This window comes from Halobaculum sp. XH14 (assembly GCF_032116555.1).
GTDB classification, from domain to species: Archaea; Halobacteriota; Halobacteria; order Halobacteriales; family Haloferacaceae; genus Halorarum; species Halorarum halobium.
On record NZ_CP134949.1, the window covers coordinates 1,866,922 to 1,879,026 of the forward strand.

General features: G+C 71.1%; 11 protein-coding genes. 5 read left to right on the plus strand and 6 right to left on the minus strand.

Going from position 1 to position 12,105, the window contains the following annotated elements:
* Positions 1-29 precede the first annotated feature (29 nt).
* From RJT50_RS09545 to RJT50_RS09560, 4 genes are read right to left on the minus strand one after another with little or no spacing between them, the layout of a single operon-like run.
* On the minus strand, positions 30-1,727 hold the full coding sequence (locus RJT50_RS09545) for a type II secretion system protein (protein WP_313691019.1): 1,698 nt from the start codon (positions 1,725-1,727) through the stop codon (positions 30-32).
* Complete coding sequence (locus tag RJT50_RS09550; RefSeq protein WP_313691020.1) at positions 1,721-3,523, minus strand: ATPase, T2SS/T4P/T4SS family; 1,803 nt, start codon at positions 3,521-3,523, stop codon at positions 1,721-1,723. The genes RJT50_RS09545 and RJT50_RS09550 overlap by 7 nt, the downstream gene beginning before the upstream one ends.
* Positions 3,520-4,095 (minus strand): DUF7311 family protein, encoded by a 576-nt coding sequence (locus tag RJT50_RS09555; protein ID WP_313691022.1) that lies wholly within the window; start codon positions 4,093-4,095, stop codon positions 3,520-3,522. Before RJT50_RS09555 ends, RJT50_RS09550 begins: the two co-directional genes overlap by 4 nt.
* Positions 4,092-4,619 carry a DUF7310 family coiled-coil domain-containing protein gene (locus RJT50_RS09560; RefSeq protein ID WP_313691024.1) on the minus strand — a complete coding sequence of 176 codons (528 nt, stop codon included), beginning with the start codon at positions 4,617-4,619 and terminating at the stop codon, positions 4,092-4,094. Before RJT50_RS09560 ends, RJT50_RS09555 begins: the two co-directional genes overlap by 4 nt.
* Before the next feature lie 72 nt (positions 4,620-4,691).
* Here RJT50_RS09560 and RJT50_RS09565 point away from each other — a divergent pair, with 72 nt between their 5' ends.
* From RJT50_RS09565 to RJT50_RS09585, 5 genes are all read left to right on the plus strand, one after another.
* Positions 4,692-5,780 carry a tubulin/FtsZ family protein gene (locus RJT50_RS09565; protein ID WP_313691025.1) on the plus strand — a complete coding sequence of 363 codons (1,089 nt, stop codon included), beginning with the start codon at positions 4,692-4,694 and terminating at the stop codon, positions 5,778-5,780.
* A 102-nt stretch (positions 5,781-5,882) separates the two neighbouring features.
* Entirely contained in the window at positions 5,883-6,770 is an 888-nt protein-coding gene (locus RJT50_RS09570) for a COX15/CtaA family protein (protein ID WP_313691026.1), read from the plus strand.
* Between the two features lie 87 nt (positions 6,771-6,857).
* Positions 6,858-7,673: a basic amino acid ABC transporter substrate-binding protein gene (locus tag RJT50_RS09575; protein WP_313691027.1), complete on the plus strand. Its 816-nt coding sequence runs from the start codon at positions 6,858-6,860 to the stop codon at positions 7,671-7,673.
* 6 nt (positions 7,674-7,679) lie between these two features.
* Positions 7,680-8,516, plus strand: a complete 837-nt coding sequence (locus RJT50_RS09580) for an amino acid ABC transporter permease (RefSeq protein ID WP_313691028.1) — start codon at positions 7,680-7,682, stop codon at positions 8,514-8,516.
* Complete coding sequence (locus tag RJT50_RS09585; protein ID WP_313691029.1) at positions 8,516-9,244, plus strand: amino acid ABC transporter ATP-binding protein; 729 nt, start codon at positions 8,516-8,518, stop codon at positions 9,242-9,244. Before RJT50_RS09580 ends, RJT50_RS09585 begins: the two co-directional genes overlap by 1 nt.
* Before the next feature lie 47 nt (positions 9,245-9,291).
* Here RJT50_RS09585 and RJT50_RS09590 read toward each other — a convergent pair whose 3' ends face one another.
* Together RJT50_RS09590 and RJT50_RS09595 are read right to left on the minus strand one after the other, a co-directional pair.
* Positions 9,292-10,347, minus strand: a complete 1,056-nt coding sequence (locus RJT50_RS09590; RefSeq protein ID WP_313691030.1) for an alcohol dehydrogenase catalytic domain-containing protein — start codon at positions 10,345-10,347, stop codon at positions 9,292-9,294.
* A 60-nt stretch (positions 10,348-10,407) separates the two neighbouring features.
* Positions 10,408-11,946, minus strand: coding sequence for a replication factor C large subunit (locus RJT50_RS09595; RefSeq protein ID WP_313691031.1), 1,539 nt, complete (start codon positions 11,944-11,946; stop codon positions 10,408-10,410).
* Between the last annotated feature and the right edge of the window lie 159 nt (positions 11,947-12,105).

A 12,105-nucleotide genomic window follows, 5' to 3' on the forward strand; every position in this document is an offset into this window, starting at 1 on the left:
GGGTGCTGGCCGCGCTTTCGGTGATAAAGTTACAGCAGGAGGCCGGCACCGACGACGCCCGCGAGAAACGAGCCAACGGCCGTCAGCAGCGCGATCCCCGTCCGGTACGCGACGAGCCACCCGTCGAGTCCTCGCTCCAGCCCCGTGGCGAGCGACGTGAGGATGACGGCCAGCAGGAGCACGTACCAGCCGACCGCGGTCCCGACGAGATCCGGAGGTAGCATCGTGCCCGCTTGCCCCGCCGTGAGTCGAGCGTCAGCCTCCGCCAGGCGACGGGCGAGTGCCACGGTCGCACCGCCGACGAGCGGACCGAACAGCGCGGCGGTGTGTGAGAGCGTCCGCGTGACCGTGGCCAGCGCCCGCCGCCCCGTCCGTTCGTGTTCGAGGAGTTCGTCGAGCCTGTCCGCGTAGGTGCGGAGCGCATCCCCGGCCGGCCTCCCCTCGCGGGCCGCAGCGACCAGAAGCGCGACCGCGCCGCGCGAGCGGGTTCCGCCCCGAGTCGCCATCGGACCGTGCGTTCCCAGAAACGCCCTCCCGAGCCGGACGCCGAGCAGTTCACGACGGCGTGCCGCCCCCTCGAACGCCTCGCTCACGGGTCCCGACGTTATCGCTCCGGCGCGTTCCACCGCGTTCTCCACCGCAGTGCCCTCGCTGACGGCCCTCCCGACGACCGAGAGCGCGTCGGAGAGGCCGCGTTCGAGTTCACGGACCCGTCGCCGTTCCCGCACGATCGGTCGGGAGACGACGACCAGCACGGCACCGGACCCGGCCCCCACCGCGGCGATGTGACCGGCCCACCCACCGACCAGGGTCGTTCCGACGACCCATCCGACGCCGACCCCGCCGAACCCTGCGGCGACGCCGAGAACGATCCGTCGTCGCCGTTTCGCACCCGACGGGCTCACCGTCGGAGGCGGGAACGCGACGGGGCGCGCGGCCAGCAGCTTCACGCCCGCGACGGCGACGGAGCCGGGAAGCAGCACGTCGTAGCCGAGCACGAACACGGCTGGCGTGATCGGGATCCCGGCAGCCGTCGCCGCCGGGAGCGTCCCGACGAGCGCGAGCGGCAGGAGGACGCCGAACGCGTAGAGGCCGGTCACGGGCCCGTGGAGTTCGTTCGCGAACGCCTGGACGCGCTCGGAGAGCGCCCTGTCGACGGTGTCGACCGCGCGGTCGAGGACCCGGTCGCGGCGATCCGGATCGGCCTCGGCCGCGGCTTCCAGGTTCGAAACCGCCCGTGCCAGCGCGGGGAACCACGGTTCCCACTCCCGGCCGAACCCCTGGAGTCCCGTCCGCGGCGTCCCGACGCTGCGTCCGACCCAGTCTCGGAGGCTCCTCGCGAGCAGCCCGTCCCCGGTCCGCGCCGTGAACCGCGCGGCGCGCTCGGGAACCGGCGTCAACCGAAGCTGCAACGCCAGCAGTCCCACCAGTTCGACCGCGTCGCCGAGCGCGCGGGTCCGTCTGAACGTGGCGAGCACCCGCGGCAGCCTCGGGACGGCAGAGACGAGTCCGAGTCCGCACGCCGCCCCGAGCAGGACGGCCGGGAGGACGCCGCCGATCAGGGTGGCGGCTCCCGCCACCCCGAGGCCAGCCCCGGTCGAAAGCACGTAGCCGGCTTCGAGGACCTGTTCCGCGTCGCGGTCGACGCCAAGGAGCCCGAGCGACTGCCGAAACTCTCGTCCCGGGCGGACGGAAATCGGCCACAGGCCCGCGAGTTCGCTCAGCATTTCGACGGGCTGGCGGCCTCGGATCGCTCCGTCGTCCCCGATCGGACGGTCGCGCTCGAGGCGATTCGACCGTCCGCCACGAGGTCGGAGACGACGTCCGCCCGCGAGTCGACCGCCGCCAGAACGTCACCGTACGACTCCGCGGGCGCGGCGATCGAGTTCACCGCGCGGCTCCCTCCCCGGTCGATGATGCCGGTGGGGGTCGAGCCACTGCCGTCCCGTTCGAACAGCGGGACGAACCTCGTTCCGTCGGTCGTGCGACGGAGTTCCTCGATCGCGTTCAGTCGCCTGTCCGGGCCGAGCGAGACGACCAGATCCGTCGCGGCGAACGACGATTCGGGGACCCCCAGGTCGGAGACGACGCGTTCGCGGACCGCGGCCCCGTCGGAGCCGTGAATGGTTCCAAGCACCGCGTCGGCCGCCGCGCCGACGCGCATGGCCTCGTACAGCGCCGTCGCCTCCGTCCCGCGAACCTCGCCCACGACGAGTGCGCCATCGCCGAGGCGGAGCGCGCTCCTGACGGCTTCCGTCGGTGTGAGCGCGGCGTCGGCGTCGGTCCCGACGCGGAGCGCTTGCACGTCGCGATCGGCGTCCCGGAGCGACGCGACGGGGAGTTCCGGTGTGTCCTCCACGAGAACCGTCCGGACGGCCGCCGGAAGCTCCCAGAGCAACGCGCCGAGCAGCGTGGTCTTGCCAGCACCTCTCGGTCCCGCAATCAGTCCCGTGACGCCGCGTTCGACCGCCAGCGAGAGGAACCCGGCCGCCCGAGGCGGAAGCGACCCGGCCGCGACGAGTCGCGCGAGCGTCCAGGACTCGTCGTCCTGCCGGCGGAAGGCGAACGCCGGTCCGTCGCTGGCCGGGTCGGTGACGCCGGCGACGCGGACGCCGGCGAGCGACGCGTCCACGATCGGCGAGGCGCGCGAGAACGCCCGGCCGCCGGCGGCGCGGACCCGCGAGGCGAACGCCGCGACGTCCTCGCGGGAGAATCGGACGTTCGTGCGGACTGGATCGCCGTCCACGACGGCCCGAACTGGCGTCTTCGCCGCGGGGGCGGTCAGGAAGGCGTCCGAGAGTCGCGGGTCGGCGAACAGATCGTCGAGTAACCCGTTTCCCCGCGTGTGCTTCTCGAGGATCGCGGCGAGCAGCTCGACCGGATCGTCCTCGCCCGCGACCCGCCGCACCGCGCGTCCCGCCGCCCGCTCGCCGCCGCGGACGGTCCCGTCCGCGAGGGCGGTCGCCGCGGCGGCGAGCGTATCGAACGCCCCGGGATCGAGCGTCTCGCTCGGTGGCGTGAGCCGGTACTCGTCGCGCGGCCCGTCGGTCTCGTACCGTCTGACCACGGCCCCAGTGTCGAGTTCGTGCGCGTTCAGGAGTACCGCATCGTCCGGGGGGCCGGCAGTGGTCCGCCCCCGTGCGACGGCCGGGGCCACCGTCGGCGCGAGGACTTCGTCGTACTCGGCCACGCCCTCCGCACACGCGGCGAGGCCGGTTTCGGCAGCGACCCTGGCGACCGGCCCGGCGCGTCCGGTCGCAGTTCGTGCGGCGGCGAGCGGGTCCGTCCGGGCGCGAACGGCGAGCTCCGCGTCGTGGTGGGCGACCCGTTCGACGAACCGGCCGGCGGCGACCAGGAACGCCGACGCTCGGCCGTCGTACGTCCGTTCGATTCCCCCGGCGGTCGTCCGGACCGGTTTCGCGTCACGTTCCGAGAGCGCGTCGACGACCGTGGCCCGACAGCCCGGGGACCCGGCCAGAACGCCGTCCTCGGGACAGTCGTCGCTGTCGACGTCGAGGCTCACTCGAGCGTCGCTCGAACCGGCCGGGGTCCGGACGGACGGTCGACACTGGCAGGTCCGTGCGTCGCCCGGTCGGAGTCGGTCGAGGAGTCGCATGCGGCCGTTGGTTCCGTTCCGGTATTTGAACTCTCGGGGGTCGTCGCCGCGACGACCGGGACGCCCTCAAGCCTCGTGAACCGCAGTTCGACGCGGTGGGCACCGGCTTCGACGAACCGGATCGGACCGTCCGGGAGCCGGAGACCGGCATCGAGCCACCGCGTCACTACCGAGCCGCTTCCGACGCCGTACCTGAGCGCAGTCCGGCCGTCCGCGAGCGTGCAGAGTTCGACGAAGCGAACCGGGGCCGCCGTGAGCGATGCACGCGGCAGCGAGAGCTCCACGACCTCGCGTCCGCCCGGGAGCGTCGCGCCGACGGGATCGGACTCGGATCGCAGCTCGGCGGCCGCGCGGTCGAGCCGTTCCCCGAACCGGTCGAGGGTGCTCGCGGTCCGCTCCGCGCCCGCCGCCTGTATCGGTGGGAGCGAGACGCCGAGGAGCGCGACGGCCAGGACCGTCGCGAGCACGTACCGGATCACAGCGCGTCCCTGAGCCGTGCCGCGATGCCGTCCGAACGCGTCGGCTCCGTACCCTCCTCCGGAGCGTCTTGGTCGGGACTCCGGGTCGGAGTTCGGGCCGAACCGTCGGCGTCGCCCCGGAGAGTCTCCTCGTGCGTCGGCGGACGGTCAGTCCGCCGAGGTTCCGCCTCGCAGTCGAGGGTGGAAGCGACCCGCTCCGCGGTCGCCAGCGCCGCGTCGGCGCGCCGCTCGACGTCCCTGTTCACGGCGCGGACGCCGCCGACGTACCCGCGGAGCGCCTGCGTCGCGGCCTCGATCTCGCCGACCCGTTCGTCCAGGTCGGCGAGCCCGTCCTCGACCGCAGTCACCCGGTCGGCGAGTCGTGCGCGTTCGGTGGCGGTGTCGGCCTGGAGCGGGTCGTCGCGCTCGCCGAGGGCGCGCTCGACCGCGGCGAGTCGAGCCGAGAGGGAGTCGCGGTCGACTCCCTCGCCGGCGGATGGACGTCGGTCGCTCCGCTTTGCCGCCTCGTCCGGTGGTTCGGTCACAGGGCGGGTGGTTCCCCTCTCGCATTTGAACTTGTGGGAAGATTCAAGCGGGCGGGCTGACTGGCTTGTGTCATGAAGACGGTCCTCATCGGGGTCGGACAGGCCGGCGGGAAGGTGGCGTCGGCGCTCGTCGACTTCGACCACGAAATGGGGTTCGACTCTGTGATCGGCGCACTGGGCGTCAACACGGCGAAGGCGGACCTCCAGTCCCTCCAGTTCGACACCGTGCTCATCGGGCAAGACCGCGTCCGCGGGCACGGCGTCGGCGGCGACAACGAGCTCGGTGCCGAAGTGATGCAGAGCGACGTGCGCGAGGTCATGGGCGAACTGGACGGCCGCATCACGGCGGAGGCCGAGGCGATCATGGTCGTCGCCGGCCTCGGCGGCGGAACCGGGTCGGGCGGCGCGCCCGTCCTCACGAAGCGACTGAAGCGGGTGTACGACGTGCCGGTGTACGGGCTCGGCGTCCTACCGGGACGTGGCGAGGGCGCGATGTACCAGGTGAACGCCGGGCGGTCGCTCAAGACGCTCGCTCGCGAGGCCGACTCGGTGCTGCTCATCGACAACGACGCCTGGCACAGCTCCGGCGAGAGCATGGAGGAGGGGTTCGACTCCATCAACGCGAACATCGCTCGCCGGGTCGGCCTGCTGCTCGCGGCCGGCGAGGCGGTCGAGGGGGTCGGCGAGAGCGTCGTCGACACCAGCGAGGTGATCAACACGCTCCGCTCGGGTGGCATCTCGGCGCTCGGCTACGCGAGCGCCGAGGCGAGCGAGAGCGCGGACGAGAACATCAACGTCGTGACGAGCGTGACGCGGAACGCGCTCCTCACCGGGACGAGCCTCCCGAACGCGGTCGACGCCGATTCGGCGCTGCTCGTGGTCGCCGGCAACCCCGAGCACATCTCACGGAAGGGCGTCGAACGCGCCCGAAAGTGGCTCGAGGAGGAGACCGGGAGCATGCAGGTCCGCGGCGGCGACTTCCCGCTCGAATCCGAACGGCTCGCGTCGCTGGTGCTGCTCGGCGGCGTCGAGCGGAGCGGGCGCGTCCAGGAGTTCATGGAGCGTGCCGCCGCGGCCGTCGAGGAGGCGGAAGCGCGGGAGGAAGAGGCGAACCCCGAGGAGAAGCTGTTCCAGAACGAGGACCTGGACAGCCTCATCTGAGCCGACGGTTTCGAGGGCACGTCCCGACTGACCGTGCTCCAGTTGGAACTGGGACCGGCCGAGGTGGACACCGATAAGTAGCGTCGCCGTCGACATCCACCGATGACTCGCGTCCCTGCCTGGCTCACCTTCCGGCGGTACGCAGCGTTCGTCACCGGCATGACGCTCACGCTCGTCATGCTCGGCATCTACACGGCCGCGTCCGGTTCCGGGCTCGCGTGCGCCCAGCAGTGGCCGCTGTGTGACGGCGGCGTCCTCCCCCGGACGATCCCCTCGTTCATCGAGTGGTTCCACCGGCTCTGGGCGATGATCACGGGGTTCCTCATCCTCGGCGTCGCCGCCTGGGCGTGGCGCGCCGGGCAGTCCCCGCGGACGAGGTGGGCCGCGACGGTCGCGACCGTGCTCACGCCGATGCAGGCCGTTCTCGGCGCCGTCACGGTGACGTTCAACGGCCGGCTTCCGGGCGGCTACTCCGCGCCGGTCCACGCGGCGCACTTTCTCGTCGGGTTCGCCATCTTCGTCGGCCTGGCCGACGCGACGCTGACGGCGTACGAGGGACGCTACCGCCGGAACAGGGTCGAGCGGACGCGGCTCGCCCTGGACGTCGCGCTCGGCGGCCTGCTCGCCGGCACCGTGCTCTCTCGGCTCCCGCCGCTGCTCGCGTACGATCCGTGGGCGCAGGCGCTGTTCTACGGAGTGTCGCTCGCGGCGTTCGGGGCGCTGCTGGGCGCGGTCAGGTGGCTCGGCGGTCGGGATGGTGGCGGACCGGGACGGGCGGGCCGGGGCCGGCTCCGATGGGCCGTCGGCGTCGCCGCGGGGCTCCTCTTCGTGGCGATGGTGCTCGGGCGTGACCTCGTCTTCTACACGGCGACCGTGGGGCTCGTGAACGCGGCCGTCGTCGTCGCGGCGCTCGCGCTCGTCGCCGGCGCACGGTGGCGGCTTCGGGACGACGGCGCGGCGTCCGATTCGACCGCCAGCGTCTCTGATTGACACGTCCGCCGGGGATCGACGGGACCACTACCGGGGACGCCGGTGACCGAAGCTGCCTTATATACTCCCGAACAATCAGTTCACGTCATGCAGAGACGAACTTACCTGAAGTCGACCGGAGCCGCGGCCGCGGGCCTCTCGATGGCCGGCTGTCTCGGGTTCGGCGGCGGCGGTTCCGAAACGGTCACGATCGGCTCCGACATCCCGTACCGACCGTTCGAGTACGAGACGACCGAGGGGGAGCTGACCGGCTTCGACGTCGACATCGCGGAGGCGATCTTCGTGGGCCAGCTCGACATGGAGTACGAGTTCATCCAGACCTCCTTCGACACGATCATCCCGTCGCTGAACAACGGGAACTTCCGCGTCGTCATGTCCGCGATGACGATCAACGACGAGCGGGCCGAACAGGTCGACTTCTCGGACCCGTACTTCACCGCCTACCAGACCATCGTCGTCCGGCAGGACTCCGACATCAGTTCGACCGAGGACATGCAGGGCGTCCGCGTGGGCGTCCAGCGCGGGACGACCGGCGAGGGCGCGGCCGTGGAGCTCCAGGAGGAACTGGACGGCGACCTCGAGATCAACCGCTACGACCAGATTCCCGACGCGTTCAGCGCGCTGTTGAACGGGCAGGTCGACGCCGTCATCAACGACAACACCGTCAGCGCGGAGTTCGTCAACGGCGAGGGCGAGGGCGAGGTTCGCTTCGTCGAGGGCGAGGGCGCGGCCGCGGAATCGGGCGAGAACGCCCCGCCGTACCTCACGCTCACCGTCGAGAACTACGGGATCGCCTTCCGGCAGGACGACGACGAGTTCCGCGAGGAGGTCAACGGCGCGCTCGCCGCGATCCGCGAGGACGGGACGTACGACGAGATCTACAGCGAGTACTTCGCCGGGTAACCGTCGATGGCGACCGACACCGAGCGCGCGGCCGAGCGGGACCGCGGCTTCCTCGAACAGCTGAACGACCGAACCTTCCGTCGGCTCGGCGTCGTCGGGACGACGGTGTTCGCGCTCGGCGTCGCGGCGTTCATCGGCTACATCCTGCTCGTGCGGGTCGACTACTCGCTCCTCGTCGAGATCATCTACCCGCAGTTCACGTTCGCGTTCCTCCGGGTGATCGGGCTCGTCGTGATCTCCAGCGTGCTCTCGGTCATCGCGGGGGTGCTGGTCGGGCTGGCCCGGGTGTCGCGGACGGGCGTGACGAGTTCGATCGCCAAGAGCTACATCGAGTTCTTCCGCGGGACGCCGCTGCTGTTCCAGCTGTTCGTCATCTACCTCGGCGTGCCACAGCTGTGGCCGCCCGGACAGTTCCCCGTCGACCAGTTCAACTACTACGCCGCGGTCATCGGCCTGACGCTGAACCACGCGGCCTACGTCGGCGAGGCGATCCGGGGCGGCATTGAGTCGATCCCCGACGGGCAGATGGAGGCCGCGCGCTCGCTCGGCATGTCGTACATCCAGTCGATGCGGGAGGTCGTCCTCCCGCAGGCGTGGCGAAACTCGCTGGCCGCCATCGGCAACGACCAGGTGATCCTCGTGAAGGACACCTCGCTGCTGACGGTTCTCGCCATCCCGGAACTGCTGAGCGCGTTTCGCCAGATCAACTCCGCGACGTTCGACGCGTGGACGCCCATCGTGCTCGTCGCGGTCGCGTACCTCATGATCACCATCCCGCTCGGGAAGGTGATCCGGACCCTGGAGGAGCGTGCCGATCCGGCAGCCGCCGGGGGTGATCACTGATGTCGCTGCTCGAGTTCGAGCAGGTGAACAAGTACTTCGGCGACGCGCACGTCCTGAAGGACATCGACCTCGAGGTGGACGAACGGGAGGTCGCCGTCGTCATCGGCCCCTCCGGCTCCGGGAAATCGACGCTGCTCCGGTGTACGAACCGCCTCGAGGAGATCCAGTCGGGCGAGATTCGGCTGGACGGCGTCCCGTTGACCGACCCGGACGCGGACATCAACCGCCTCCGGCAACGCATCGGGATGGTGTTCCAGTCGTTCAACCTGTTCCCGCACAAGACGGCCCTGGAGAACGTCGCGCTCGCGCCGATCAAGGTTCGGGGGCTCCGGGAGGGGGAGGCCCACGAACGGGCCAACCAGCTTCTCGAGCGCGTCGGGCTGGGGAACCAGACGGCGTCGTACCCGTCACAGCTCTCGGGCGGCCAGCAGCAGCGGGTCGCCATCGCCCGCGCGCTGGCGATGGACCCCGAGGTGATGCTGTTCGACGAGGTGACGAGCGCGCTCGACCCGGAACTCGTCGGCGAGGTGCTGGAGGTGATGCGGGATCTCGCGGACGAGGGCATGACGATGATGGTCGTCACCCACGAGATGGGCTTCGCCCGCGAGGTGGCCGACAGCATCACGCTGATGGCCGAGGGCGAGATCGTCGAGCGCACGCCGCCCGAGCAGTTCTTCGACGAGCCGACGACCGACCGCGGTCGGCAGTTCCTCTCGAAGCTGTTGTAGGCTGGCGCTGGGCCGAAAACCACTTTTCGAGCGTCCGAGTCGGCGAGTCAGAACGTCAATACCTCCACGCCGTCAGTCTCGTACTCCGTCATCGCCGCCAGCCTGTCCGGGACCTCCGAAAGCGACACTTCGCGCCCGACTAAACTGCCCGGGTCCAGATCCCCCGCGTCCAGCAGGCCGAGCAGTTCGTCGTACCGGGTCGGCGGCATGCCCCGCGAGCCGTGGAAGTCGACCTCCCAGCGCGTCATCTCGTCGGTCGGCAGCGACACCTCGCCCTTCTCGGCCTCGGTGGTCAGCCCCACCTGGACGTGACGGCCCCGCTGCCGGAGACAGCCGACCGAGTTGCGGCACGTCTCCGCGCGACCCAGCGCGTCCATCGACACGTCCGCGCCGCCGTCCGTGAGCGCCTCGATCCCGACGACCGGGTCGTTCTCCATCCCGTCGACGACCGCGTCCGCCCCGGCCTCGCGTGCGCGATCGAGTTTGTCGTCGGCCACGTCGACCGCGACGACCCGCGCGCCGAGCGCGTCGGCGACGTGGACTGCCGAGAGGCCGACGCCGCCACAGCCGTGGACGGCGACCCACTCGCCGGCCTCGAGGTCCGCGCGGTGGGCGAGCGCGTGGAACGCCGTCATGAACCGACAGCCGAGCGCCGCGACGTCGCGCGGGGCGACGCCCTCGGGCAGCGGCATGGCGTTGTAGTCGGCGTGGGGGACGTGCACCCGTTCGGCGAACGCGCCTGGCGCAGCGCGCTCGAACCCCAGCGCGCGGCCGTCGAGACAGGTGTTGCCGTGGCCGTTCAGACACTCGCCACAGGCGCCACAGCCGAGGTTGAACGGGACGGCGACGCGGTCCCCCTCGGCCACCGATTCGACGCGCTCGCCCACGGCGACGACCGCGCCCGCCGGCTCGTGACCGAGCACGAAGTCGGTCGGCACCTGATCGTCGGCCCACTCGCCGTGGCCCTGCCAGGCGTGCCAGTCGGACCGGCAGATGCCGCAGGCCTCGACGGCGACGACGACGCCGTGGGGTTCGAGTTCCGGCTCCGGCACGTCGGTCACGTCGAGCGGCTCCCCGTACTCGCGGAGGACGGCTGCGTCCATGGCTCCCGCTTGGGCCGAGTCCTAAAAAGCGTCCGTCTCCCCCACTGGGTGATCGAGCCGCTAGACGAAATCCGAGAGCCCGGACTGGTCGTCGTCCTCCTCCGGGTCGTCCTCGGCGGGCTCGTCACCGGATTCCGGCGACCCGGCGGCCTCGTTCGAGGAACTGCCGCCCAGCGTCGTCTGTCCGTCGCCGTCGTCGGAGTTCCCGGCCGCCCCGGACGCGTCAGGCGAATCGGCCGCTTCCTCGTCGCCGTCCCGTCCGTCCTCCCCGCCGTGGTTCGCGCTCGGCGTGCCGGCGAACGCGCCGCCCGAGTGGTCCTCCATCAGTTCCGCCCGCAGCTCCTCGGCGTCCTCGACGATCGACTGCACCTTGTTCGTCGTCTCACCGGAGCCGGTGACGAACGAGACGTGAGCCGCCTCGAAGTCGTACGCCGCGGCCATGCGGACCGTGAGGTCCCGGGGCTTGCAGTGGTGGGTCATCGCTGCCAGGAACGGCAACACGTCGCGGCGGACCGTGTTCATCGAGAAGCCGCCGTCGGTGGCGATCCGGCGAATCACGTGCTCGGCCGTGTCCGAGGACGACCGGTAGAACTGCGGTCGCCCCCAGCGCGTCCAGCCGCCCTTGGTTCCCTCGCGGGCCGCCGCGACGCCGGCCGAGAGGTTGTCGCCCGCGTAGCGCCAGTAGGAGTAGTTCTGGCTCGCGCGGACGCGACCGAGCCACACGTCGGCGTCCGCGAGGTGGTCGTACGCCCGGACCGCCTCGTCCGGGTCATACACCTTCAGCATGTTGTCCTCGATCCACCGCGTCAGGTCGTCCGGCGTCTCGTCGACGTCGTACGAGGAGCCGAGCGCCTCCCGCGCGGACTCGCCCTCCTTCAACACGAGATCGAGGAACGGGAAGATGCCCATCGAGCTGTCGCGGTCGCCGGTCACCACGTCCTCGACGGTGAGGTGTTCCTTTCCGTCCGCGACCGCCTGGAGGTCGTTGACCGCGCCGCGCAGGTCCCCGGAGTTCCGCTCGGCGATGCGTTCGAGCGCGTCCGAGTCGAACTCGATCCCCTCCTTCCGACAGATGTCGCGCAGGACGGGGACGATCGAGCGCTTCGAGACGTCGCGGAACTCGATCTCGCGGGTGGCGTTCCGGAGCCCCCGCGACATGTCGTAGTAGTCGTTGGCGATGAGGACGATGGGCTGGCCGGCGGACTTCACGAGCTTCGTGATCGCGCCGGCGCCGCCGCGGTCGTAGTTGCCGTGGACGTTGTCCGCCTCGTCGAGGATCACGAGCTGTCGGCCCCCGGTGTCGTCGGCGCCGCTGGCGCCCGCGAGGGTCGCGTTGTTCGCCGCGCGTCCGGCGTAGCGCTCGATGACGTCGGCCGTCCGCTTGTCCGAGGCGTTGAGTTCGACCGTCTCCCACCCCATGTCCGACGCGAGCGCGTGGGCGGCCGAGGTCTTCCCGATGCCGGGCGAGCCGTGGAGGACCACCGCCTCCCCGTGGTCGTCCCACGACGTCGCCCACTCGCGGAACGCGTCGACCGCCTTGTCGTTGCCCCGGAGCTCCGAGAGCGAGCGCGGGCGGTACGTCTCCGTCCAGTCGACCATTCTCGGTCGAACCTCGGGGAGGTTCGCGCTTAGTGGTTGCGACTGGTCGCTCGAGGACTCGACCGAGCCGTCCGCTCGCGTTCGGCCGCAGCTCCGGTCCGCACGCGAGCCCGCACAGTCTTCCCCGCACCGTTATCACCGCGCCGGCCCTGCTGCCGA